The 25,202-nt window shown below is 63.9% G+C and carries 18 protein-coding genes and 6 pseudogenes; 15 read left to right on the plus strand and 9 right to left on the minus strand.

Features of this window, described 5'->3' with window-relative positions:
• Positions 1-169 precede the first annotated feature (169 nt).
• Positions 170-2,476 (minus strand): catalase, encoded by a 2,307-nt coding sequence (locus OMK73_RS05390; RefSeq protein ID WP_267601090.1) that lies wholly within the window; start codon positions 2,474-2,476, stop codon positions 170-172.
• A gap of 411 nt (positions 2,477-2,887) precedes the next feature.
• On the opposite strand from OMK73_RS05390, the pseudogene OMK73_RS05395 reads away from it, so the two are divergent.
• Both OMK73_RS05395 and OMK73_RS05400 read left to right on the plus strand, forming a co-directional pair.
• Positions 2,888-3,336: pseudogene (locus tag OMK73_RS05395) on the plus strand (PA2169 family four-helix-bundle protein).
• A 376-nt stretch (positions 3,337-3,712) separates the two neighbouring features.
• The gene (locus OMK73_RS05400; RefSeq protein ID WP_267601091.1) at positions 3,713-3,934 is read left to right on the plus strand and encodes a hypothetical protein; all 222 of its coding nucleotides are present in this window, start codon (positions 3,713-3,715) and stop codon (positions 3,932-3,934) included.
• 391 nt (positions 3,935-4,325) lie between these two features.
• Here OMK73_RS05400 and OMK73_RS05405 read toward each other — a convergent pair.
• Together OMK73_RS05405 and ligD are read right to left on the minus strand one after the other, a co-directional pair.
• Positions 4,326-6,295 (minus strand): annotated as a pseudogene (locus tag OMK73_RS05405) (response regulator).
• 329 nt (positions 6,296-6,624) lie between these two features.
• A pseudogene (gene ligD / locus OMK73_RS05410) lies at positions 6,625-9,262 on the minus strand (DNA ligase D).
• A gap of 431 nt (positions 9,263-9,693) precedes the next feature.
• On the opposite strand from ligD, the gene OMK73_RS05415 reads away from it, so the two are divergent.
• A complete protein-coding gene (locus OMK73_RS05415) occupies positions 9,694-9,927 on the plus strand; it encodes a hypothetical protein (protein WP_267601092.1) in 234 nt (77 codons plus the stop codon).
• Between the two features lie 336 nt (positions 9,928-10,263).
• On the opposite strand, the gene OMK73_RS05420 is transcribed toward OMK73_RS05415, so the two are convergent.
• On the minus strand, positions 10,264-10,755 hold the full coding sequence (locus tag OMK73_RS05420) for a CBS domain-containing protein (RefSeq protein ID WP_267601093.1): 492 nt from the start codon (positions 10,753-10,755) through the stop codon (positions 10,264-10,266).
• Between the two features lie 303 nt (positions 10,756-11,058).
• On the opposite strand from OMK73_RS05420, the gene OMK73_RS05425 reads away from it, so the two are divergent.
• The 6 genes from OMK73_RS05425 to OMK73_RS05450 all read left to right on the plus strand — a co-directional run bounded on the left by OMK73_RS05425 (position 11,059) and on the right by OMK73_RS05450 (position 16,881).
• Positions 11,059-11,622 carry a low affinity iron permease family protein gene (locus OMK73_RS05425; RefSeq protein WP_267601094.1) on the plus strand — a complete coding sequence of 188 codons (564 nt, stop codon included), beginning with the start codon at positions 11,059-11,061 and terminating at the stop codon, positions 11,620-11,622.
• 32 nt (positions 11,623-11,654) lie between these two features.
• Positions 11,655-12,839 carry a DUF3182 family protein gene (locus tag OMK73_RS05430; protein WP_420715462.1) on the plus strand — a complete coding sequence of 395 codons (1,185 nt, stop codon included), beginning with the start codon at positions 11,655-11,657 and terminating at the stop codon, positions 12,837-12,839.
• Positions 12,826-13,770: an alpha/beta hydrolase family protein gene (locus tag OMK73_RS05435; RefSeq protein ID WP_267601095.1), complete on the plus strand. Its 945-nt coding sequence runs from the start codon at positions 12,826-12,828 to the stop codon at positions 13,768-13,770. Before OMK73_RS05430 ends, OMK73_RS05435 begins: the two co-directional genes overlap by 14 nt.
• A gap of 54 nt (positions 13,771-13,824) precedes the next feature.
• Positions 13,825-14,883, plus strand: coding sequence for a DNA topoisomerase IB (locus OMK73_RS05440; protein ID WP_420715463.1), 1,059 nt, complete (start codon positions 13,825-13,827; stop codon positions 14,881-14,883).
• Between the two features lie 697 nt (positions 14,884-15,580).
• Positions 15,581-16,438 (plus strand): SDR family oxidoreductase, encoded by an 858-nt coding sequence (locus OMK73_RS05445; protein ID WP_267601096.1) that lies wholly within the window; start codon positions 15,581-15,583, stop codon positions 16,436-16,438.
• Positions 16,439-16,671: 233 nt separating this feature from the next.
• A complete protein-coding gene (locus OMK73_RS05450) occupies positions 16,672-16,881 on the plus strand; it encodes a hypothetical protein (protein ID WP_267601097.1) in 210 nt (69 codons plus the stop codon).
• A gap of 52 nt (positions 16,882-16,933) precedes the next feature.
• On the opposite strand, the gene OMK73_RS05455 is transcribed toward OMK73_RS05450, so the two are convergent.
• A complete protein-coding gene (locus OMK73_RS05455) occupies positions 16,934-17,215 on the minus strand; it encodes a hypothetical protein (RefSeq protein ID WP_267601098.1) in 282 nt (93 codons plus the stop codon).
• Between the two features lie 1,084 nt (positions 17,216-18,299).
• Between OMK73_RS05455 and OMK73_RS38850 the strand changes: the two are divergent.
• Positions 18,300-19,539 (plus strand): annotated as a pseudogene (locus OMK73_RS38850) (IS630 family transposase).
• Positions 19,540-19,551: 12 nt separating this feature from the next.
• Entirely contained in the window at positions 19,552-19,851 is a 300-nt protein-coding gene (locus OMK73_RS05480; protein ID WP_267601100.1) for a hypothetical protein, read from the plus strand.
• 111 nt (positions 19,852-19,962) lie between these two features.
• On the opposite strand, the gene OMK73_RS05485 is transcribed toward OMK73_RS05480, so the two are convergent.
• Positions 19,963-20,577, minus strand: a complete 615-nt coding sequence (locus OMK73_RS05485) for a hypothetical protein (protein WP_267601101.1) — start codon at positions 20,575-20,577, stop codon at positions 19,963-19,965.
• 768 nt (positions 20,578-21,345) lie between these two features.
• Here OMK73_RS05485 and OMK73_RS05490 point away from each other — a divergent pair.
• The 3 genes from OMK73_RS05490 to OMK73_RS05500 all read left to right on the plus strand — a co-directional run bounded on the left by OMK73_RS05490 (position 21,346) and on the right by OMK73_RS05500 (position 23,298).
• Positions 21,346-21,570: a DUF2188 domain-containing protein gene (locus OMK73_RS05490; RefSeq protein ID WP_267601102.1), complete on the plus strand. Its 225-nt coding sequence runs from the start codon at positions 21,346-21,348 to the stop codon at positions 21,568-21,570.
• Between the two features lie 164 nt (positions 21,571-21,734).
• Positions 21,735-21,983, plus strand: a complete 249-nt coding sequence (locus OMK73_RS05495; protein ID WP_267601358.1) for a DUF2188 domain-containing protein — start codon at positions 21,735-21,737, stop codon at positions 21,981-21,983.
• Positions 21,984-22,518: 535 nt separating this feature from the next.
• Entirely contained in the window at positions 22,519-23,298 is a 780-nt protein-coding gene (locus tag OMK73_RS05500) for a DUF4397 domain-containing protein (RefSeq protein ID WP_267601103.1), read from the plus strand.
• Between the two features lie 58 nt (positions 23,299-23,356).
• Here the strand turns inward: OMK73_RS05500 and OMK73_RS05505 are convergent.
• A pseudogene (locus OMK73_RS05505) lies at positions 23,357-23,575 on the minus strand (hypothetical protein); the annotation flags it as partial.
• A 376-nt stretch (positions 23,576-23,951) separates the two neighbouring features.
• On the opposite strand from OMK73_RS05505, the gene OMK73_RS05510 reads away from it, so the two are divergent.
• The gene (locus OMK73_RS05510) at positions 23,952-24,218 is read left to right on the plus strand and encodes a hypothetical protein (protein ID WP_267601382.1); all 267 of its coding nucleotides are present in this window, start codon (positions 23,952-23,954) and stop codon (positions 24,216-24,218) included.
• A gap of 29 nt (positions 24,219-24,247) precedes the next feature.
• Here the strand turns inward: OMK73_RS05510 and OMK73_RS38130 are convergent.
• Both OMK73_RS38130 and OMK73_RS05520 read right to left on the minus strand, forming a co-directional pair.
• Positions 24,248-24,901, minus strand: a pseudogene (locus OMK73_RS38130) (hypothetical protein); the annotation flags it as partial.
• A 30-nt stretch (positions 24,902-24,931) separates the two neighbouring features.
• A complete protein-coding gene (locus OMK73_RS05520) occupies positions 24,932-25,135 on the minus strand; it encodes a CsbD family protein (protein ID WP_267601104.1) in 204 nt (67 codons plus the stop codon).
• Positions 25,136-25,202: the final 67 nt, after the last annotated feature.

Consider the following 25,202-nt stretch of genomic DNA (forward strand, 5'->3'; position numbering starts at 1 on the left):
CGCTATCGGTGATGAGCTTGAACAGCCGGGCCGGCGTATCCTGGACCTGCCATAGCTCGTCCAGGCGCAGCAGCAGCGCCTGCGGCGGCAGGCGATGTTCCACTCGATCGGCAAAGCCTTTCCGGCGGCGAGACGAGCAGCGCGGGCAGCTCCCGCAACGCGCCTGCCTTCACGCCATAATGCGCGCAGCGTCCGGCCGCGCCCACCAGCGATGCTGGCCGACAGCGTCCAGGAACGCATCGTGCTGGGCTCTCGCGTCGTGCTTGCCCAGCACCACGCCCGGCCCGGCAAAACCGCCTTCGATACCGGCCGCCCGCGCGGCCGCCGCAACTAGCACGGCGCCGGTGCCGCCCGCACCGACCGCTTTGTAGTGCTTGTAGGCCTCGCAGACAAAAAGCAGGGCGGCGGGATCGGCACGCAGCGCGTCGACATCGCCGTCGGGCACGTACACGGCGTCGAACAGCACCGAACCCACGGCCGGCAGCGCATGATCGACCGCGACCGCTTCGCCTTCCGCGGAGGTGACACCATTGGCGCGCGGACCGATCACTTTGGCGGATGCCCCGGCTGCCCCGGCGCGCGCCTTGAGCGAGGCCAGCGCCGCGCCGCTGACGCCATCCGCCACCAGCACCGCAATCTTGCGGCCACGGATGTCCCCCTTGGGCTGGGACGCCAGGCTCAATGCGGGCGAAGCCTCGATGCCATAGTCATCGATCTCGACCGGCCTGCCAACGGGCTCCACCTCAATGCCAAGCTTGCTGGCCACGCCGCTGGCCAGCTCGGGCGCGACATGGGCCAACTGACCGACCACGCGGACACGGATGCCGGAAATCTCCACCTTGGAGAGTTCGAAGGTGTAGGCATCGACGATCTGAGCCTTCTCGATGTCGGACTGGCTGCGCCAGAACAGATTGGCCTGGGAGAAATGATCGGAGAAGGTCTCGCTGCGTCGGCGAATCTTGGCCGCACCGTCCGCAGCACCTTCCGCATAGCCCAGGTGGGCGTCGGTCTCGCCCGCCAGGAATGGGCAGCCGCCACCCACGGCGTTGGGCTGGTAACTGGAGCGCCCCTTTACCACGGTCTGGCGCATGAAGCCGTCGCGCTGGCTATTGTGCACCGGGCAAAGCGGCCGGTTGATCGGCAACTCGTGGAAGTTGGGTCCGCCCAGCCGTGTGAGCTGGGTGTCCAGGTAAGAGAACAGCCGGCCCTGCAGCAGCGGATCGTTGGTGAAATCCAGGCCTGGCACCAAATGCCCTGGGTGGAATGCGACCTGTTCGGTCTCCGCGAAGAAGTTGTCGGGGTTGCGGTTCAGCACCATCTTGCCCACGCGGCGCACCGGCACCAGTTCCTCGGGGATCAGCTTGGTCGGGTCAAGCAGGTCGAAGCCGAACCGGTGCTCGTCTTCCTCGGGCACCAGTTGCACGCCCAGTTCATACTCGGGGAAGGCGCCGTTCTCGATCGATTCCCACAGGTCGCGCCGGTGGAAGTCGGGGTCCTTGCCATTGATCTTGAGGGCTTCGTCCCACACCAGAGAATGGGCGCCCAGCACCGGCTTCCAGTGGAACTTGACGAAGGTGGCTCGGCCCTGCGCATTGATCAGCCGGAAGGTGTGCACGCCGAAGCCCTCCATGGTGCGGAAACTGCGCGGAAGCGCGCGCCCGGACATGGTCCACAGCACCATGTGCATGGATTCCGGCTGCAGCGACACGAAATCCCAGAACGTGTCGTGCGCCAAAGCAGCTTGCGGAATCTCGTTGTGCGGCTCGGGCTTGACCGCGTGGACGAAGTCCGGGAACTTGATGGCATCCTGGATAAAGAACACCGGCATATTGTTGCCGACCAGATCGTAGTTGCCTTGCCGCGTATAGAACTTGACGGCAAAGCCGCGCACATCGCGCGCCAGGTCCGCGGAGCCGCGCGAGCCCGCTACGGTGGAGAAGCGCGCGAACACCGGCGTCTGTGCGCCTGTGCGTTGCAGGAAATCCGCCGTGGTGTAGTCGGCCAGTGATTCGTGCAACTCGAAATAGCCGTGGGCAGCGGCGCCGCGCGCATGGACCACGCGTTCGGGAATGCGCTCATGGTCGAAGTGAGTGATTTTCTCGCGCAGCAGGAAATCTTCCAGCAGGGCCGGCCCGCGCGTGCCAAGGCGCAACGAGTTGTCGTCCTCGCCAACCGGCATGCCCTGGTTGGTGCTCAGCACGCGGTCCTCATTGGAGACCACATTGCCGACCGTGTCGGAGCCCAACATCTTGGGCTGGGGAGATAGCCGCTCCTTCACGGCACGGTCGTAAGCGGCCTCCGCGCCGGTAGCCGCGCGGCTTGCGGTGCGCGTCACGTCGCTGGTCGAGGCTCCCGTGACGCTATCCGGCGCAGTACCGCTGCTGGTGGACATGAGTTTCGTGTCTGCGTTGCCGCCCGATTTGCTGTTGGGCCGCCTGGCGGCCGAAGTCTTGTCGGAAGTAGGCGTCTTTGGCATGGCGAATCCTGAAATGAGGCTCGGCAGAGAAAAACCGGGAGGCCTCATCCAAGGCAGATAGCGTGCCGGCACCGCAGCGGCATCCGCAAGATGCCCGACGGCGGCCTGTCGCGCGCACTTTCGCCTTTGCGCGTCCGTGGCCTTGGCACCTTCTTTTTCCTGGCACGACACGTGCGTTTTACATGGAGATGTAATTTGTGCAGCAAGCCGTGCCGTTGCTGTAGGCAGGCGCCGACAAGCATTCGCGCAATCTCCCTACAGCATGCGAACGCGCGCATTCGTACCATTGAGGGGTGGCCAGTGCAGGGCGCACAGGAGAGCCAGGTACCGGGTCCGCTTTAACGAATTGTCGTCTTCACGGCGCCATTCTGTTTTGCATCTCCAAATCGTCCGCCTTTTCTAGGAGCTGACATGGCTGACAAGAATATTTCCGTATTAAATGACCTGATTGAAGTTTCGAGTGATGGCCAGCAAGGCTTTCTCAAGGCAGCCGAAGACGCGCAGAACCCCGAATTGAAGTCGCTGTTTTCCAGCCGTGCCGCTGAGATTGCCGCGGCAGTATCGGAACTCCAGGCGCAGGTGACTATGCTCGGCGGCAAGCCGGAGGAGCATGGCAGCGTGACCGGCGCGCTACATCGCGGTTGGGTCAGCCTGCGCACCGCGGTGGCTGATCGCAACGACCTTGCCATCCTGGAGGAAGCCGAGAAGGGCGAGGACGTGGCCAAGAAAAAGTACGCCGATGCGCTGCAAGAAACGGAACTGAGCCTCGACATTCGCGCGCTGGTGGAGCGCCAGTACCAGGGGTGCTGCGCAACCACGACCAGATCCGCGACCTGCGCGACCGCTATCGCGCGGGCTGAGGCCTGACACCACGCCTGATGAAGTAGCGCGGCAAGGCAGGACGCGGATGGGCTGGTGTTGAGCCGGAATACGGGCGCCGAGCGCTTTTCGAACGATCGGACAGTCCGTCGACGTGATCTTCTGCGCGCCGGACCGCGAGCAGGGCGTCCCGGCGGCAGAGCGCGCGCGCTAACAGCGCGGGACGGGACAAAGACCAACGCCGGGCTCATTCGACGCGAAGAGTGGCCTTCATGGTCGGATGCAAGGTGCAGAGGTAAGGGGAAACGCCGGTCTTCTTGGCTATGTATCTCCAAGATTTTCCCGGTCCGATGATCTTCGAGTCGAATTCTCCCGATTGTGCCGGTGGTGCTTGTCTGGAACGCGCACGTCGCAGCCATGCCCCGCTGGGGAGATCCCAGTTATCTGCAGATGCTGCGACAGATGGCCGCCGCGCCGCAGATGCCACCGCAAGGGCGTGCATGCATCGAGACGCTCTCGCGCCGATGGCGGGAGAAGTTCTCCGACGCCAAATACTGCGTTGGAGAATGGCACGTCAGGATCAAGCATGACGATACCCTGAGCTTTCTTTGCGACGCCCGGGACGCGCCGAGGCGGTAGTCCGTCGTCGCGCGCACTGTAGGTGCCTGCACTCCATGAGACGGGGCGATTTGTGGACCAGGAACTGTCCAGGCCCAAGGTCGGTCGCTCGCTCGAGGAGGAAGTGTAGGAGGGGAGGCGGGAGGGCAGCGTACCAATCCACCCAAGTTATCAGCGCAAGGAAGGCCGCGATTGATCAACGCAAGGTCTTGACACGTGTGGAGATTTGAGCGGCCGCCGTCCGGATCATTTTTCGATCCTCGCTTGGCTCTCATGCCCCTGTCCGATTTGTTCCCTACGCTTACCGAATATCTGCACACCAAGGTTTTTCACGATCTTGCCCGCCATCCCGAACGTCCCGCTGCCTTGGGGTTGGCTCCTTGCTTTTGGTGACGAGTGGCGGACGGCACGCTCAGGCGTCGAGCCCTTCGAGCCCGTCGAGCAAGCGCGTCAGCTCGTCGAGGTCGGCGGGCTTGACCAGATGCAGGTCGAACCCCGCTTCGAGCGTGCGCCGCTTGTCTTCGGGCTGGCCGAAGCCCGTCAGCGCCACCAGCTTTGCGCCGCTCAGTTCGGGCAGGGCGCGCAGGCGCCGCGCGGTCTCGAAACCGTCCATCGCCGGCATGCCCAGGTCGAGCAGAATCACGTCGGGGCGCACGCTGGCCGCGCGCGCCACCGCGCTCTGGCCGTCCGAAGCCGTAACCACAGTATGGCCCAGCGTTTGCAGAATCATCCTCATCGCTTCGAGTGCATCGATGTTGTCGTCCACCAGCATGACGGTGCGCCGCGGGCCTCTGTGGGGCGCGCCCATGCCACTGGGCGGATGCCAGCACTGCCAGGGTTCCACCGGCAGCACCACGATGAACGTGCTGCCTTCGCCGGGGCCGGGGCTTTCCGCGTGGATGCGCCCGCCATGCAGGCGCACCAGCTTCTGTACTAGCGTCAGACCGATACCGGGGCCGTCCCGCAAGGCGGAGCCACGCTGCGCGTCGGCACCTGTTTCGTCACCGGTGGCGTCGTCCGGTGCCAGCGGGTCGAACAGCCGCCGCTGCATGGCCTCGGATAAGCCGGCGCCGTTGTCGCGCACGCGCACGGTCACATCGCCCTCCTGCGTAGTGGCCTCCACGGAGATCTGCCCGCCTGCGGGCGTATATGTGGCCGCGTTATGCAGCAGGTTGCTGAAGATTTGCGTGAGCCGCACCAGGTCCCCCGCACCGGCAGCGGCTGCTCCGGTAGCGAGAGGCGCAGCATGTGGCCGTTCGCCTCAAGGAGCGGGCGCACGGTTTCCACGGCAGTATTCAGTGCCGAGCGCAATTCCACGAGGTCCTGCCGCAGCGTGATCTTTCCCTGGTTGAAGCGCGAGATGTCGAGCAGTTCGTCAACCAGCCGTGTCAGGTGATGCAGCTGGCGCCCGATCACGTCGCGCGCGCGGAACATGTCCTCGCGCGAGGGCGAGAGCTGCTGCAGCAGGTCGGCGGCGCTGCGCATCGGTGCCAGCGGGTTGCGCAACTCGTGCGCCAGCATGGCGAGGAACTGGTCCTTGCGGCGTTCCTCGTCGCGCAGCGCGCACAATGCGCGGTTCTGCGTTGTGACGTCCTGGCAGATGCCTGCCACGCGCAGCGAGCGGCCATCCGCGCCGGAGCGGCTGCGGACCGGGAACGCGCGTCCGCGGATTTCGCGAATCTCGCCGCCCGGCCGTGTCAGCTGAAATTCGATATCCATCCTGCCATTGCGCAGCATGTCCGCGAATGCGCCTTCCACTCGCGGCCGGTCTGCCAGTGGCACGCGGTCGAGACAGCGGCCTGGATTATCCAAGACTTCCTCGGCCGCGTGGCCTAGGAGCGCGGCAAACGAAGGACTGACGAACAGCAGTCGTTTCTCGCCGGGGTCCAGGATCCACACCACATCGGCCAGGGATTCGGCCAGCTGGCGGAACATGTCCTCGCTTTCGTGCAGTGTCTGCGTCGTGCGCCGAAACGCATCCTCGGCCCCGCGCAGGCGCAGCAGTGCGTTGATGCTGGACAGGACTTCCTCTGGTTCCGCCGGCTCCACAAGATAGCTGTCTGCACCGCAGTCGAGCGCCAGCACACGCTGTCGTGCATCGGCCAGCCCGTTCGATGTCAGCAGTATCAGCGTGCGCGCGGTGTCCGGATCACTCTTGAGAAGCCGACAGACCTCGAGGCCGCCGATATCGGGGAGCCTCATGCCAAGCAACACGAGTGCTGGCGCATGCTGGCGTACAAGCGACAGGGCCGCCTGGCCGGTGGTGGCTTCGAGTACCGAGAACTCCGCGCGGTGCAGGATTCGGCTCTTGACGTAACGAGGGCCATCGCGATCCTCCACATTGAGGATCAGCGGGCGGTTCGTGATGGCGGGCGTATCCATGGCGTTCAGACGTCAAGCGCCTCCTTGGTCTGGCGTTTGGCTTTGTCGGCTTCCTTAGCCCTCTTGGCATCGGCGGCCTGCTGCTCTTCCAGTGCGGGGGCGCCAGCGTGGCGTGTGCCTGGCCGCCGATGGCGGGCAACGGTGCGCCTGGCAACAGTAAATGCCGCAACGGACACATCGGGCGCGAAGCCTGTGGGCCGTGGGGGCTAGCAGGCGAGTCCCCGCAAGCAGTCGGCTGAATCGGTATGGCATGGGGGTGTCCCTCCACTCCTGGTCCGACGCGAAAAAGGGCGTTCTTGCCAGGAAGTGGCAAGAAGCGTGCCGTAGCGTCAGCCGCGCGCCAGGCCTGAAGCCGCACGCGTGATGACCTGCCGCGTGTCGGCATAGCCGTCCCAGGCATCGTGCGACTCCAGTTCCTCGAGACGCGGGCCGACGTTGCCGACGTTCCACTGGGCGGCGCTGCGCAGCCCGTCCAGTTCATCCCATGCGATCGGGATCGACACGCCCAGGCCGGGGCGCGCACGCGCCGAGAACGCGGCCACGGTAGTGGCCCCGACGCCGTTGCGCAGGTAATCAATGAAAATCTTGCCAATGCGATTGCGCGCGCCGCTCTTTGCAACAAAGCGCTGCGGGATGGTTGCGGCGATATGCAGCACCACCTTGTGCGCAAAATCCTTCACTTCGTCCCAGCCGGCGCGTGGGGTGACTGGCACGACCACATGCAGGCCCTTGCCGCCGCTGGTCTTCACGAAGCTGGCCAGGCCCAGCTCGAGGAACAGTGCCCTGACCAGCGCGGCCGCCTCGCGCATGCGCGGCCAGGGCACGCCTTCTCCGGGGTCGAGATCGAAGATGATGCGGTTCGGCTTATCGATGCTGCGCTTGTTCGCATTCCACGTATGGAACTCCACGACATTGAGCTGCGCCGCCGCAATCAGCCCCGGTGCCGACACGATCTCCAGCAGCGCCGGATGGCCAGGCCATAAGCTTGCGTTCAGCATGTTGATCCCTTCGACATGCAGCGTGTCGCCGTGCCGCTGGAAGAACTGCTGCCCTTGCACGCCGCCCGGTGCGCGCACCATGGCGATTGGGCGTCCGCGCAGGTGCGGCAGCATCAGCGGTGCGACGCGGTCGTAGTAGCGAACCAGCTCGCCTTTGGTGATGCCGGTTGATTCGTCGATCACGCGATCGGCGTGGCTGATCGCCACCTTGCCGGTTGCGGCGGTGAGCTTGCCCTTACCGCGCTTTACACCGGCCGGCTCCCTGGCCTGTTCGACCGCTATGCCGGCCGCGGGCTTGTCGGTGCGCAGCCCGTGGAACACGGAATGCCGCACGCGCCCTTCGCGCGTCCAGGAGCCAAACGATACTTCGGCCACCAGTTTTGGTCGCACCCAATGTCCTTTCACCGACGCGGGCAGCGCATGGAACGGCGGCTTGTCCGCCCGTAGCGCATTCAGTTGCGTGCGCAGGTTGCCGAGCGTACGGGTGTCGAAGCCGGTGCCGACGTTGCCCGCGTAGCGCAGCTGGCCGCTGGCATCGTGAATGCCAAGCAGCAACGCACCGATGCCCTGGCGGCTGCCCTTTGGGTCGGTAAAGCCGCCCACCACGAACTCCTGGCGCAGCGTGCATTTGAGCTTGATCCAGGTATTGGTGCGCGCGCTGACATAGGGCGCGTCGGCCCGTTTGCCGATGACGCCCTCTAGCTTCATGCGGCAGGCCGCATCCAGCATGTCGGCGGCACTTGCTTCGAATTCCTCGCTGAAGCGCAGCCGCGGCGCCATATTGCTTTCGAACAGACGGCGGAGCAGCGCGCGCCGCTCCGCCAGCGGAACCTTGCGCAGGTCATGGCCGGCGTAGAACGGCAGGTCGAACACGAAGTACTGGATGGTGTCGGCATGCGCCGTCTCAAAAGCGTTCTGCAACGCCTGGAAGTCCGTCTCGCCGTGTTTGCCCATCACCACGATTTCGCCATCCAGCCAGCCGTCCGGCAGCCCAAGCGAGCCGACTTCCTTCGCAAGCGCCTTCAGCTTCGGGGTCCAGTCGTGGCCCTGCCGCGTGAAGAGCCGCACATCGCGGCCGTCGATGCGCGCCAGCAGGCGGTAGCCGTCGAACTTGATCTCGTAGCGCCACGCATCGCCGTCTGCGGGGGTTCTCGACCAGCGTTGCGAGTTGCGGCGCCAGCGCGAGCGGCAGCGTTGCCTTTTTGGCGCCGCGCGGAAGCGCAAGCGCGGCCGCGGATTTCTTGTGGCCACTGGCGGTTGTCTTGCCTGCGGCTTTCGTTGTCTTGCGTGTGGCGCTGCGTGCCGTCCCGGCGAGCACGCTGTCTGGCAACGCTTCCACCACGTCAAACTCCGATGCTGGCTGCGCGTCTTCGTCGCGCTCCTTGATCAGCAGCCAGGCGTCCTGCTCCTTCTGCCGGCTGCCGTGCATGCGTACCAGCGCCCAGTGTCCGTGCAGCTTTTCTCCGCGCAGCTCGAACTTCAGCTTGCCGGCGCGGTAGGCGGCGTCCGGATCGGCTTCAGGCACCCACACGCCGCGGTCCCAGACGATGACGGTGCCGGCGCCATAGTGGCCCGGCGGAATCACGCCTTCGAAGTTGGCATAGTCCAGCGGGTGGTCTTCCACATGGATGGCCATGCGTTTGTCGGCGGGGTCCAGGCTCGGGCCCTTGGGTACGGCCCAGCTCTTGAGCGCGCCGTCCAGTTCCAGGCGGAAATCATAGTGCAACCGTCGCGCGGCGTGTTTCTGGATCACGAAGGAGAGGGTGTGTTCGTGCTTGCGCGTGCCGCTCGTGCGTTTTCTCGCGGCCGGTGTGCCGCTCGGTTCTGGCGTTGCGCTGAAATCGCGCATGCGCTGGTACTTGCCCAGCGTGCCAGCGGATCGGGTGCCTGTGGACCTTTTGGCCGGCGGGCGTTTCCGGACGGCGGCAGCGCGGCCGTTGTCCAGCTTCTCACGGGTGGTCCTGGGCATGGCGGTGCCTGTTGATTGGACATGGATGGGATTTAGCTTATGCGGTACGTGGCGCGACGGAAATCGGCGCTGGTCCTACAGGCACGTTCATGCGGCTAGCATGTGGTTCTTACCGGGTGTTGTAAATCCTGGTGCTGCAGCGCTGCAACGGATGCGGCTCCCTGCCGGGAACACTCCTTGCGTGATTCCGGCTGTTACACAGATGAGGCCCGGCTGCGCGCCGCCACTAGCGGCGCGCCCTGCTGCGACATGGCACGGTGTCGGCCTGACACCACTTATCTCCTTCCTCACTTGCTGAACATGCGGCGTACAGGCCGCCAGCGCCTATCATGCAATGGCTGCGTGTCAGTCTGTGACGGACGGCGCGGCCCCGTTTCGGGTACTGAACGGACACGCCTCCGCATGCAGCGCAACTACCAGGCGGCAGTTTTATGATTCCGGCATCGCTGCCGGCATTGACCAACGCGCGGCCCGTACTTCCGGAACTGTCTGCGGCTATTCAGTCTGAAACTACGTACAGCGGCAGTGTCGAGACAACCGGCGAGGCAAACAGGCAGGCGAGCGCGCACTCGGGCCCGCAACCGGGTACGCCGGCCCCCGATCCTGAAATCGAGCGCTATCGACAGATGCTCGGCGCGAGCTGGAAGGCTACGCCGTCTTCGTGACCACCACCGACGGCCATGTGCAAACCTAGCCAGAGATCGCGGGCAGCCATATCGTGTCTGTTTGCGCCCGCCGACATCCGCAATCCAGCGAAGCACCAAAAAAACGACAAGCGCCAGAGCTCAGACCTTGTGGTTGATCTGCCCGGACGGGCGCTCGGCCGGCCGGCATAGCACCCGCGCCGCTGGACGGCGGCTGGCGACGCAACCATTCAGCAAGACGCGCCGGTCCGCCACCTCTACCATTGCGCCGACGGGAAAGATCCAGCCGAATGCTTCTCCCGCACCTGCGTGTCGAGGGCCTGGTCCGGCGATTCGGTTGAATCAGCAGAACGTGGTCTAGTCATGGCTTCTCCTTGAGCGGCTATCGCGCCGGGGCGGAGGGGTGGAAATGCTGGCCAGCGTGCGGCCGGAATCGCGTGAATCGCCAGTCTTGCTGGCCAGGTCGCCGAGCGACACGATGCCCACCAGGTGATGATCCTGGTCGACGACGGGTAGCCGGCGCACGCGCGCGGCTTCCATCTTGTGCTGCGCAATCTCGAGCGATTCGTCTTCGGTGCACCACTTGACATCGGCGGTCATGGCATCGCCCACGCGCGATGCGCCCGGCGTCTGACCGCTGGCAGTGGAGCGAATCGTGATGTCGCGGTCGGTCAGCATGCCAACCAGCCGGCGGCCATCGCAGATCGGCAGCGCGCCCACCTGCAGGTCAGCCATCCGCTGTGCCGCAAGCAGGATGGTTTCATCCGAACTGAGATAGGCCGGCCCGCGGGTCATGACGTCGGCAACGCGCCGGGGCGCGCTGGGCACAGTAGAGGGGGATTGCATCATGGCGTTCTCCAGTCGGTAGGATTGAACACGGCCGCCAGCACGCCGGCGGTGCTTGCAAGGAAAGCGCAAGAAGCGTTCCTGCCGCCAGAATGCCCGTCAGCGCTGGCGGGAGCTCCACATCATGGGCTGCGCGCCGTCCGCAGGTTTTACGGGCAGTGTAGAAACGCGCGACCTCGCACCGGAGGGCGGTGTGCAAGTGCAGCCTGCGTTGTAGGACAGCGCCCGCTGAACCATTGGCGGCGCGCTCCATAAAATGCAAGCAGCGCGTTGCCGGCGGCGGCAGCCAACAGCCAGGAGCGGAAGATGAGCAAGCCAGCATTCACACTGCATCGGATCGACAGCGCGCCCGCAGCAGTGCACAGGCGACATCCCGTACTTCATGTCTTTGACCGCTTTGCCGGGGCGGCCACGCGGCAGGCGGGCTCGGCCACGGCATTCGTACTGGCGGTTGGCGTCGTGGTGGCGTGGGCGATCACGGGGCCCTTCTTCGGCTTCTCCGAAACGTGGCAACTTGTGATCAACACCGGCACGACCATCATCACCTTCCTGATGGTGTTCCTGATCCAGCAGAGCCAGAACAAGGACGCCGTGGCCGTCCACCTGAAGCTCAACGAGCTGCTGGCCTCGCACAAGGAAGCCAGCAACATGCTGGTCTCGATCGAAGAGCTCGACGAGGAGGAGTTGCGCCAACTGATCACGTTCTATCGCCAGCTGGCGCAACTTGCCGACGAGGAAGGCGGGCTCAAGTGCAGCCACTCGCTGGACGAAGCCCGCGAGAACCACGTGGCCAAACACAGGGCACGTGCGGCGCGGCCCACGAGTGGCGGCGACGTTGTGCGTGGCGGCAGCGAAATCCCCGCCCACTGAAGCGGGCGTCCATACCCTGCGAGGAGACCACCGTGCCAGACATCAGCAAGCAACGCAACGATGCAATGTGCCGGCGCGTGGTGCTGTACGGCTGCCCCAACTACGCCGATGCCGGCAGCCATCAGTGCGTGACGCTTGCGCAGATCGCGCGCAAGGTCGCTGCGGTGGCCGGCTATGCATTCGCGGGGGCATTCGAGACATGTGGGGCGGAACGTACGCCAGAGGCAAAGGCGTTGCCATTCTACTTCGTTCCGTTGGATACGGTGGTCGGGCTCGACCAGGCTGCCAGGCTTGGCATACAGGGCGCAGCCGACCTGTTCGGCGGCGTGGTGCCGTTTGCCTTCGTATCGACCAAGGCGATCACGCACGGGCTGGTCGCGCCAGGAGCCGCTGCGCCCGAGGGCTGGTGCGGCGGATTCGCGGAACGCACGCAGGACGCCGTGCTGCCCGGCTTTACCACCTTCTCCCGCGAAGATGCGGCGCTTGCCGGTCGCCGGCTGCTCGAAGACGGACCGGTGCGCCTGAAAGAGCCTTGCGGGATCGGCGGGCTGGGCCAGCAGGTGGTGGCAAACGCTGCCGCGCTCGACCGCGCACTGGCGGAAATGGACCGGACGACGCTCGAAACGCACGGTATCGTGCTCGAGCGCGACCTGGACGAGCCGCAGACCTGGAGTGTGGGCCAGATCGAGGTGAGCGGCCTGCGCGCCAGCTATTGCGGCACGCAGGATCTGACCAGCAACAACCGTGGCCACCCCGTCTATGGCGGCTCGACACTGACCGTGGTGCGGGGTGGCTTTGAGGAGCTGCTCGCACAGCCTTTTCATGCGCGCGCGCTGGCGGCGGTGCGCGCGGCAATGGTCTATCACGAAGCGGCACTGGCCTGCTTTCCGGGCATGTTCCTCTCGCGCTGCAACTATGACGTGGCCGCCGGGCGCGCAGCGGGTGGCAATGGCGCGAGGGCCAATGGCCATGCATTGCTTGGCGTGCTCGAGCAATCATGGCGCGTTGGTGGCGCCACCGGTGCCGAACTGGCTGCGCTGGCGGCATTGCAGGCCGATCCGAAGCGCCGGCGCGTGGTGGCCTCGACCCGCGAAATCTATGGCGTCGACGCTGAAGTTCCGCCGGGCGCGGAGATCTACTTCCAGGGCGAAGACCGCCACGTCGGGGCATTGACCAAATACGCATTACTGGAGCCTGACGCAGATGGCAACGCATGAAGAGAATGTGGAAATCCAGTCCGAAGGCGGCAGCATCGCCGGCACGCTGATCACGCCGGCCACGAAGCTGCCCGGCGTGCTGTTCGTGCACGGCTGGGGCGGCAGCCAGCAGCAATACCTGGCGCGCGCGCGCAAGGTGGCCGGGCTGGGCTGTGTGTGCCTGACCTTCGACCTGACCGGGCATGCCGGCACCAGCGGCCAGTACGAGACCGTCAGCCGCATGCGCAACTTGGCCGATGTGGTGGCCGCCTACGATGTGCTGGTGCGCCAGCCCGAGGTGGACCGCAACGCGATCTCCGTGGTCGGCAGCAGCTACGGCGGCTATCTGGCTGCGGTGCTGAGCACGCTGCGTCCGCTGCGCTGGATGGCGTTACGCGCACCGGCACTGTACATGGACGCAGGCTGGGAACTGCCCAAGCGCCAGCTGCATCGTGACCAGGACCTGGTGGCGTACCGCCGGCAGGTGGTGGCGGCCGATACCAATCGCGCCTTGCGCGCGTGCACCACGTTCCAGGGCGATGTGCTGGTCATCGAGTCCGAGCAGGACCAGATCGTGCCGCATGCTGCCGTCACCAGCTACGTGGATGCCTGCGTGCAGGCGAATTCGATGACCTATCGCGTGATCAAGGGCGCCGACCACGGCCTCAGCGATGAGGAGAGCCAGCGCGCCTACAGCAGCCTGCTGGTGAACTGGCTGCGCGAGATGGTCACGGGGGCGCGTGCGGGTCCGGTGGCGACCGAACGGGCGGCGGAACCTCCTGCGCCAGCGTCCGCCGCGCCGCCGCACGACGATCCGTCAGTGACGGGGCTTGAGCCTGCCGGGCCGGAAGCCGGGCACGGTTCGGGAGATGCCGTGCGGCCGGAGACGCCCCATTTGGAAGGCACGGCGGTATCCGCGATGAAAGCCGGGCCGCGCGGCGAAGACCCATAGCACCGTTGCTTCGGGCATCCGCTGCGCACCACTCGCGAGAAGGAGGCGCCTGTCGTGGAGAGTACCCTGCCGCCGTCCGGTACCGACGAAACCCTGCGTACGGTGCTGCACGAGGCCGGATTGCGCTATGTCGATGACAGTGCGCCGGGCATCATGCGCCGCCGCTTTGGTGGCGGATTTGCGTATCGCGATGCGAACGGGAAGCGGGTGCGCGACGTCGCAACGCTAGCACGCATCGCGACGCTGGCGATTCCTCCGGCGTATGAAGCGGTCTGGATTTGCGCAGACCCGGCGGGGCATCTCCAGGCCACCGGACGCGACGCGCGGGGCCGCAAGCAGTATGTCTACCATCCCGACTGGGGTGCGCTGCGGGATTCCGACAAGTACGCGCGTCTGGCGACCTTCGGCACCGCGCTGCCGCGGCTGCGCGCGCGCGTGGCGCGCGACCTGGGGCGCAACGGCATGCCGCGCGAGAAAGTGGTCGCGGCGGTGGTGCTGCTGCTCGATGCCACGCTCGTGCGCGTTGGCAGCCCGCGCTACGCGCAGCAGAACCGTACCTACGGTCTCACCACGCTGCGCCGCCGCCACGTCACCGTGCGTGGCAGCCGCCTGCGCTTCCAGTTCATCGGCAAGAGCGGCATCACCCACAACGTGTCGGTCAATGATCCTCGCCTGGCCCGCATCGTGCGCAGTTGCGCCGACCTGCCCGGCCAGCATCTGTTCAAGTACCGCGACAGCGACGGGGAGATCCGCGAGGTCGGCTCGGCTGACGTCAATGCCTATCTGCAGGCGGCAACCGGCGGAGACTTCACCGCCAAGGACTTTCGCACCTGGTCCGGCAGCGTGCATGCGCTGGCAATGCTGCGCACGGCCGGCGCGGACAGCAGCGAGACCGCTCGCAAGAAGCAGGTGGCGGAGGTAATCAGGGCCGTTGCGCAGCGCCTGCGCAATACGGTGGCGGTATGCCGCAAGTGCTATGTCCACCCCGACGTGATCGAGGCGTTCATGAATGACGAGCTGCGCGGCTGCGCGCGCATTGCCACCATCAGCCGCCTGCGTGCAGACGAAGCGCGGCTCTTGAAACTGCTCTCGCAACGGGCGGCGGCGCAATAGCCCAACGGGCCGCGTTATCGCACGGCCCGCCGGACGCGGCAGGGAAGGCTGCCGACGTAGCCGGGCAGCTTGCGTGCCTTGGCACTGTGAGCAAGCCGGAATCCGTGGGCAACCGCGACCGCGAACGTGATAGGCGCCGATGGTGATCTGGGTGGATGGCCCCCACCCATGTCGGCCGCGCCGTACTTGAGCCGGCCCCATTGCCCGCGCTCCTGTCCTGCTATCCTGCTGGTACCAGAGCCGCCGCGTGATTCGCGCTCGCCGCGCCAATCTTCGCCCTGCCTCTTCCGAACCGCGGCAGGGGTTGTGGTCCTCGCGCTGGCGCTCCCGGTCCGCTTCCTGGTTGCGCTGACGTTGTTGATCGCTCTCCCTGCTGCTGTGACTGCGGAAACTGAACATATTCTGCCTCCGATGTCCGCGCCGGCCCGGCGGCATCCTCGATTGCGAGCGCTGGGGCGACTGCCCATGGTCACCTCTGCCGCAAAAGACATGCCGCCTTGTCCATCGTCACCTGGCGATGCAGGGTGCCTGCAACACGGTGCGCAGCGCAATACCCCATGCAGGCGGAGGTGTAAGTCTTGCCGCCCGATGCATCGGTTACGGCCCGGCAGGGCCCTATGCCGAGGTGCAACAACGGCCAGTGTGCGGCACGGAACTTGCGTGAGGCAGCGCATCCGGTCATGCCGAGGAGCGCGCCATGTCTACCCCCAAAGATCTGCCACCGCAGCACCAGAAGCGCCAGCCCGGCCTTGAAAGCCCTATGCATCCGCAGCCCGATAGCGGGGCGGATGACTATGTCGGCAGCGGCCGCCTGAACGACAGAGTGGCACTCGTGACCGGCGGGGACAGCGGCATCGGCCGCGCGATTGCCGTCGCCTTTGCGCGTGAGGGTGCGGACGTCGCCATCTCCTATTTGGACGAGCACGGCGATGCGAAGGAAACCGTGGCGTTGGTAGAGGAGTCTGGTCGCAAGTGCCTGGCCATCGCCGGCGACCTGGCGGACAACGCCCACGCAGACGGCGTGGCGCAAAAGGTGTTGAAGCATTTCGGCAAGCTCGACATCCTGGTCAACAATGCTGCAGAGCAGCATCCGCAGGAATCGATCGAGGACGTGGGGGCGGAGCAGGTGGAAGCCACTTTCCGCACCAATGTCTTTGCGATGTTCCACCTCACCCGCGCCGTGCTCCCGCACCTGAAGAAAGGGGCGGCCATCCTCAATACCACCTCGGTCACGGCGTATCGCGGCAGCGCGCACCTGCTGGACTACTCGGCGACGAAGGGCGCCATCGTGTCGTTCACGCGCTCGCTGGCGCTGCAAGTGGTCGAGCGCGGCATTCGCGTGAATGGCGTAGCACCGGGGCCGATCTGGACGCCGCTGATCCCTTCCACGTTCACAGCCAAAGAAGTCGCTGAATTCGGCAAGAAGACGCCGATGGGACGCCCCGGCCAGCCGTTCGAAGTGGCCGCGGGTTATGTATTCCTGGCCTCCGATGCGGCGAGCTATATCACCGGGCAGATCCTGCACATCAACGGCGGCGAAGTGGTCAATGGCTGACGGCAGGTTCCACGGCGCCGCGTGTAGCTCCGGGCCGTCTTTTGAAAAAATTGCACGAGGCGTGCGGCCGTGAAGCAGGCTGGCGAGTTCTGGCGGGTCGCCTCCTTTGCCGGAACGCACCCGGGGCAATGGGAGTGCAGGCAGTGGGCGGACTTTGAACCGGCAGCAAGCAGCGAACCGCTGGACGAGGCCCGGGCGAATACTGGCAGCGCCCGCTGGCAAGGGAATCGGTGGTGGTGGAAAGCACCGGCAACGAAGACCCCGAGCTCGAGCATTTCCTCGACCGCAGCGCCCCAGTCATGACTGAAGGCGGCAGTTTTCGCGGCAAGGCCATCATCACTGGGCGCGCGCGTGGATCGAACTGGGCTACCGGCGCGTTCCGGAAGCGCATGTACGCGCTTGGCCATGTATATCCCTACGACAGCGTGGCAGTAACTCGATGACGCGTACCGAAGCCTGGCGGCGTTCACGCGCGATGCGGGTGCCTATCGCAAGCTAGGCAAGCCTATGGCAATTTTCACTGCGGTTTTGCTTGCCACGAAGGCCACCGGCGCCACCGTCGCCGTCGAGGCAAAGCGCTGAGCGAGGATGGCCGCGCAGGTACCACACCACGCCGCCTACGCGCTGCAACTGCGGCACGTAGACGTTCATGTGCATTCGGTCGATGCATAATGCATTCGCTCTCGAGTAGGAGTGATCGCGCAGACCTTCGCGATCACTCTGGCTCCGGCCGTCCATGGGGTCATCGGACCCCATTGAAGCTTTGAACTCGTACATCGCTGGGCTTGTCCCAGCCGGCTCGACCGGAGCCACCTTACCCTCAGCGCCACGCAGTCACCAATGCCACTCGTCGGTCTGAGGTAGAGCCTCGCTAGATACTGAACGCCAACATTGGGCTGTCGAGTGGACACTTATGCAGGTTTTCCGGACACGTCAGTTGCATGCCGTGCCTGGAACGGGCTTGCCGGAAGCGGTCGAGCCTTGGCAAGCATCCCCCAGCTTGATGAAGTCGCCTTCCGAGCGTGAGCTCCGGTACAGCCTCAGTTTGCCCGCGACCGTGCAGCAATAGCGAGGCTCCGTGGCGGGGGAAGCCTCCTCGCTGCAGGAGGCGCTTTGTCGATGGCCTGGTCCTCCGCTTCGGGTGCAACACACACGCCTTGCTGGCAGATCCTCTCCCCTTTGCATTGCATATCATATTGACACCCCACAGCGCCGGCAGATGGCAGCATCATTGCCAGCGACGTCGCGAGTAGCAAGCCGAGCCAATTCATATCCCCTCCTGGGTGACTGCCAGAGCAGAGACAAAAGTGCACATTTAGACTCATGGCCTCCGCTACCAGTAACGCTGATCCTTTTGACTAGCCGACGTGGACGAAGATCGACCCTACTCATCAGGATAGATTCAGGATAGGTAGTGAGGTGACGCAACGGAAGGCCTACCAGCACCAAAACGTCCGCACGCATGGAAACAGGAATCAGCGCCAGAATTCTTTGTGTCATGCGCTGCCGCGATGCCTCCTGGTAGGGGATCATCAGAGCTGCCCAGCGCTCTAGCGCCTTGCAAATCGCGGCTTCCTTAACATCGGCCGAAGCCACGGATATCTTCGGGGGAGCGCGGCGAGCTCAACCGCAGTACATCTCTATAAGCCGCAGCCGTGCCAGGCGACAGACGGAAGCCCTCGCTTCGAGTCGTGTCGCTCAAGGGAGCCGGCTCGAGCATGGAAGCATCGCCGGAAATGAGTTGCCATTCCCACTCTCGGCGACAGCCAGCTCCCGTCCGCCAAAGAAGGGCGAGTTCGGCTCCTAGTACAACATCCCGCAAATAGGTTGAATAATTAATTGGCTCGGCTATCATGGCGGGATGAATCGAGGCCGCCATGCAACGCCAGTGAAGCTGGCGAACAAAGAAAGACAGGAACTGCTATCGCTGGTCGAGCGGAAGACGGCCGCGCAGCGGATGTGATGCGCGCGCGAATCGCGTTGTGGGCCCACGAGGGCCACTCCAATACGGTCATTGCGCAGGAACTGGGCGTATCGGTGCAAACGGTCTGCCTGTGGCGCAAGCGCATTGCCCAGCAAGGTGCCAAAGGCATTCGCGAGGGGAGCGCAGTGGCCGTCCGCCACGTATCACGCAGGAAGCGCGACTGCAGTTGATCGCGCTGGCGTGTGAAACGCAGGAACCTGAGGGACGGGTCACGCCCACGCTCGACGAGATTGTGGCGCGCGCCGTGGAGCGCGGCGTCGTCGGGCAGATCAGCCGCAGCCAGGTGCAGCGCATTCTGCAGGCCGGCGACGTGCGTCCGCACCGGGTCCAACGGCTGGCGTGTGAAACGCAGGAACCTGAGGGACGGGTCACGCCCACGCTCGACGAGATTGTGGCGCGCGCCGTGGAGCGCGGCGTCGTCGGGCAGATCAGCCGCAGCCAGGTGCAGCGCATTCTGCAGGCCGGCGACGTGCGTCCGCACCGGGTCCAACAATGGCTACACAGCCCAGACCCGGCCTTTCGCGAGAAGGTCACGGGGATTTGCAAACTGTACCGCAAGGCGCCTCGAAACGCGGTGGTGCTCAGTATTGACGAGAAGACCGGCATTCAGGCCATCGAGCGTAAGCACCCGGGACGTGCACCCGCGCCGGGGCGGCTGCGTCGGCGTGAGTTTGAATATGTTCGCCACGGCACCCAGGCGTTGATTGCCGCGCTGGATGTGCATTCCGGACAGGTGCTGGCAGACTGCCGCGAGCGACGCACCCAGGACGATCTGGTGGCCTTCATGGAGCGCGTGGCAACCGCGTACCCGGGCAAACAGGTGCACGTCGTCTGGGACAACCTGAACACACATCGCGCACAGGCCGTCTGGCAGGCGTTCAACGCACGGCACAATGAGCGGTTCCACTTCCACTTCACGCCGTTGCACGCGAGCTGGGTCAATCAGATCGAACTCTGGTTTGCCCGCTACACGCGCCGAGTGCTGCGCCATGCGAGTCACACCAGCACCGCGCACCTGCGCGAGCGCACCGAGCAGTTTGTCCGCGCGCACAATCAGACGGCACGCCCGTTCAAATGGACTTTCCGGGGCTATCCGCTGCAAACCGGCGCATCGTAATCGAGGATCGACATGCCAGCTTTACCCGCCAAACATTACGCTGCCGAACTGCAGCGGCAACTACGCACCCTGCTCGGCCACGAGCAGATCGTCACGCAGGCCTACGGGCGTCACCTGCTGATCAAACGTATGGACGACGAGGAGCCGACAGTGGTGGCTCGGCTGACCGAGCTCAGCCGCAATCGTTATGGCGCCGCCTTTCGTACCCATAGTGGGCGTTGGGAACCTCTGCCCGGCACCGGCACACTCGACGAGATGGCCGAGGTGATCGTCACCCTACTGGAGCCATATTTGCAGCCCGATAATTATTAAACCTATTTACGATATGTTGTACTAGCACGGCGTTCAAATGGTGACTGCCGTGACGAGCAAAACAAGGCCGAACATAGCGAGCACCGCGCGTGCTACATGGGAATACTCCCATCAATCTCGTAGGGTCGTCCAATCGCAGTCGATTGACGTTTGGCGCGCATCTGTGCTGCCAAAGAGAGCGGCTCCTGCGCCCTGAAGTCTCTGTCCCTTGAGCCAAACCTTGTTCAAGGGTTGTATCGCTATCCAGAACACGCCATGCGCAGTCAGCAGGCAAAGGAATGCGACCAGCGTTAGCCAGAAGCTGGTGCTGGCGAATGGCGTCACAAACATCAGCATGAGCATTGCGAGCATCGCGCCAGCTTCGCCGAACATCCCGCCAATGGTGAATCCTGGGTAGTAGATAGTCTGGACGCCGAGATAGCATCCTTGTTCAGTCTCAGCTTCCCCGGCAACTCGAGCGCATGGGCTAGCGAAAGCCCCATACCGATCGCAATGAGCACATGGTTCCTCCGAACGCTTGCGTTCCAGGCGCGAGCGCATACCGTGAAAGGATGCGAGCTTGCGTCGGCGTGCTAACAATCTATCCAACTCTTTCGACTGGACTGGAGGTGCAGCGATGACTACTCGACGAATATTTCTGAAGGGTTTATCTGGTGTTGTGATGGCGGCCGTGGCCGGCATCACAACACCAGATACGCTTTTCAAGAATTTCCTTCGAGTGGTCATTGCTGGATCTCCTGTCAAGAGGAGGCTACATGGATGAGCACGCCCCAGCTTGCAGCACAGAGAGTTTGTTCTCGGGTTCCGAATCAGGTTTCGCGACTGCAAAATGCTCACATCCCTTTCTATGGGTCCATCTAGCCGCTGTCCAGCTCCACGCTACTGTCGATCCCATGCTTGCATCGAGTTGGAACTGGATCCGTTATATGTGGAACCCAGATGGAGTTCTGTCGTGACAATGCGTGTTCACAATGCGTTCCATCCGTACATCGTTGCAGGCATCGACTTGTTAGGCGGCGAGAAGCTGGCGGGAATAGCGTAAGGCTTCCTTGGACGCAGCTCTCGGCGGATTGAAGGCCGTCAGAAAAAACCCCCAATCGTTGCTTTAGTGCGACAGCGATACCCCATCAATTTTGCTTGCCGAGTTGCTGAGCCTTGCACTTCCTGTCCGCATAGAATGGTCGGCTTCCGACACCCTTGCCGGAAAGAAATGGGCATTCGCTCGCTTGGGTCTTTGACTAGAATTTCGCCGACAGAGGGTAAGAAACGGGTAAGCAGCATCGATTTGAGCCATCGCCCAACCCGGCCGAGGGCAGCGCCACAGCAATTGCTCGCATTGCCCTACATGCGCCCTCGTGACCCATCTGAGCATTTGACGCCAACCATGGCCCGCCGGCCTTCCGCTGGTGTATGGATGTAGGAGGTTGCCTGATACCGCTTCGCGTCTTGCGCGCATAAAACCACTACATAAGCGGGCATCCAAACAGAGGCATCATGACAATCGCGACTATCCAGGTAATTTTGACTGACGACGGTCGGTGGGCCGTGGAATCCGATGACGCTGGAGGTGAGCGCGTCTACTGTTTTTCGCGGGCGGCTGCGATTGCTGCCGGTGTGCAGAAGGCGTTGGAGCAAGATGGCGTCCTAATGATTCATGGCGTTGACGACGAACTGACTGAACTCGACTCAATGGGAAGAGATGCCAAGCGGGCCGTGTAGTCTGCTCCAATCCGCATCAGGATAGGGGGACCATCGAGCGCACGCCGGCAGCCAGGCAGGAGGTCGCGCTGAATGGCAACATCGCGCGTCGGACGGCGCCTGATCGCCGCCGGATGCTGGTTCCTAACGCAAAGACGACATAGCAAGGGGGAATTATGTATAGCATGCCTGTCCAGCGGATCCGCGTGGCCTCTGCAAGTCGAGGGCAGTGGACTATCACGGTAGAAAGGACTGATGACGTGGTCACGTCTCTCTATCCCTCTAGAGAGGCAGCGATCGCCGCCGGCACTGATCTCGCGAAACGCGACAAGATCGAGTTACTGATCCTCGGCCGAGACGGCCGGGTTCGCGCGCGCAAGTGCTTTGGGGACGATCTGCGGGAGGAAAGGGAGGTAGCGGTTCGTTCCATATGAGGGCTCGGCAATGTGCGCGTAGTCCGGATTTCACTCCAAGGTCTGTGTGGGACGCAGTGCTGACGTGCGCGGTGTTGTGCTGGCGCGAAGTTTCAGCCTCCCGTGCGGGAGACTATGGAAGCGACCCTTTGCACCCTGCACCACGGACTGAAATGCCGGACGCGCTGCTTGTCAGTGGAATCCTCATTGAACCGCACCGCTGTCGGACTGCGTCCGATACCGCCTGCAGCGTGCCGCCTTGAAACAAATGCTGAAGGAGCGCAGTTGAGTTGCTTCGCATGGTGAAGGGCCGGCGCCGCCGTGCCCTGCGCGTCAGAAGGCCCGCTCCAGCTTCGTGACTACTGTAGGAATCGTCGGACATTGAATTCGGAGCCGGGCACCTCCCTGCGCCCGGGGTTACTGCCTATCGTTGCATCATGGCAATACGCAATTACAGCACTTGCACAGCATGCGCCGCCACATTTGCACTCTGGCCCCGCGGCATGCGGCGCCTTGCGCGATAGCGCGCCCAAGTTCCCACGAATAGAGGTGACACATGTTTCGATCCAAGACTAGTCTTATCCTTGGCCTAGCGCTAGCCGCAACGGCAGTCCTCTCAGCATGCGGCGGCGGGGATGACAGCATCGGTGCCCGCATCGGGGTCAGTGAACCGACCGTGCGCGTGATCCATGCTATTACCGGCGGCCCTAATGTGGATGTGCTGCAGAACGGCACCAAGACCAACCTGCTGAACGAGCCCTACAAGTTTGTTTCGAAGTACTTCAACGTGGACGAGGGCAACCAGACGTTCTCGTTCAATGTTGCCAACACGGCAACCGAACTCGGGAGGACCACGGTGAACACGCACACCGGCCACAAATACACGGTGGTGGCCCTGCCCGGTGCTACCGTGGCGGATGTACTGCAGATCGACGACCCGTTTGAGAAGGGCCTATTCTCCGACAAGGCTCGCGTTCGCAGTCTGAACGCATCGTTCAATGCACAGAATGTCGATATCTATCTGACCGTCCCGGCGGCTGACCTGGCAGCGGCAACGCCTACGTTTGCAGCAGTCGCGTACAAGTCGGCGGTACCTGCATCGGGCAGCGATTCGATCGACCTGAATGGCGGCACCTATCGCCTGCGCATCACCACGGCCGGCACCAAGACCGTGATCTTTGACTCGGGCGCGCTGACGCTGGCCAACAACGCGGACTGGTTGATCACCACCATCCCGGTCGACGGCATCGGTGCAACAGTACCGAACAAGATCAAGGTGCTGGTCGCCCGCGGCGATGACGAGTCGCAAGCTGGGCTTGAGTTGGTGACCCAGTAATAGGCTTCATTCCTGGCGAAAGGCTGGTCCTGCGGGCCGGCCTTTTTTGGTCTTCTCAGCAAAGAACCCTCCCTTGTCCTGGAGCCACCAGTTCGGCCGTGATCGCACGCGCGATCATCAGGCTGCGCAGCATGGGGCGCAGCGAACGGCTGTTCTTCTCGATCCCGCCAGAGTCGCGCAGGCAGTCGACCAGGTTCAGGACGGTGGACGGGACGCCTGCACGAGAGATCCGAAAAATGAACGTGTGGTCGAGGCCGGTGCCAATGTGCCAAGGCATACGAGCTTTGCGTGTTCCCGTTGAGGCAGGAACTGAACGAAGTGAAGGCGGTTTCTCGTCGGCGCCGAGTTGGAAACGGAGAAGCCCATCGAAGCCGAGGCAGCATACCGTTGCGCGCTGGAGGCCCAACCAACGTTTCTAGATCCATCAATTTCCCGGGTAACAATCACGGCCTGCACCCACGTGCGGTACAGGGGGGCCGCTTCAGGTGAGGTGAACTTTCTTCATGCAGGGATCTCAATCTGGGCTGAATGCGACGAAGACAACATTGGGCTCCCTCGCGCCCATCTTCCCATGACCACTTCTGGGGCCGGGCCGCCTAGAATGACAATCAATGTTGCCCATGCCGGATCGCGATAGAAGGAAGGAGACAGCCATGAAAAAGCTAACCTGCCTCGCCGTCATTGCGCTCATGACGAGCGCCGCGGCGTGGGCCCAAGTCGGTGGGGGATACGGCGCCGCCCCGCGTAGCGCCGATGGCAAGCCCGCAACGGAGCGGGCTGCGCAAGATGCAAGCCGCACTGACGGCGAGCGGCGCGCCGCCAAGCGCGATATGGAAAAGCCGGCGTGGGACGCGGATATTGTTGTGCACTTCCCTTCACACCGAATGTCTGCGACCTCCTCGATATTGTATTTCTCGTAGCGATCGTGCACGGTGCCGACGAGCGTCACAATTCCTCCGCTGACCTCCACCATGACCTCGCTGACATCGATTCCGTCGGTGTTGGCGAGGCGCTCGCACACGTCGTCGCGGATGCGCTCGTCAGACCGCGTATAGCCCTTGGGGCCCTTGCGCCGGCTAGGTGCTACCTCGGGACGCGCCGCGCCGCTCGTCCCCGCGCCAGGGTCGTAGCCGCGATCGCGCATGCCGGATGGTTGCCGCTCGCCTTGGTTGTAGCCCTCGCTAAAACGGCTGCGGTAGCCCGGATCGCCCGGGTAGAGGCGCTGGGCGCCGCTATAAGACTGGCCGCCGCGTTCGCTGCTGCCAAAGTAGCCGCCGCCATAGCTGGGCTCGCCGCCGCGGCGCGAACGGTCGCGCGCTTCCTGTTCCCGCCATCGGAGGGCGGGCCCGCCTTGCTGGTAACGCTGGGGTTCCAGCGCGCCGTAGATGCCGTCGCGTTCCTCACCGCCGGACGGATCGTAGCGGCCATAGCCACTGCTATAGGGATGGGCCGAACGGCCGTCATCGCAGGCGCCATATGCTGCCGCGCCAGTCCTCGCCCCATTCCTGGCCCCATTCGTCGGGACCGCCCAGCGCTCGAGTGCTAAAGGCGCTGTACTAGATTGAGACCCTTGGCCGGGAACTGCCAGAGGCGAAATGCCCATCGCCCCCGACTTTCATCATAGCCTTCTGTTTTACCAGCGTATGTCGCGCTCCCACGTCTTCAATTCCTCTTCCGCGCGCTCCTTGGTATAGCCATAGCGCTCCTGGATGCGGCCGGCAAGCTGATCGCGCTTGCCCCGGATCTGGGTGAGGTCGTCGTCGGTGAGCTGGCCCCACTTTTCCTTGACCTTGCCTTTGACCTGGTCCCACTTTCCTTCGATCTGATCCCAATTCATGTCGGCTCCTTGATTGTGTTTGCCGTCAGCCCGCCTGGGGCGGGCTGCTCACGTGTCGCAAAAGGGG

The organism is Cupriavidus sp. D39 (genome assembly GCF_026627925.1).
Classification (GTDB): domain Bacteria; phylum Pseudomonadota; class Gammaproteobacteria; order Burkholderiales; family Burkholderiaceae; genus Cupriavidus; species Cupriavidus ulmosensis.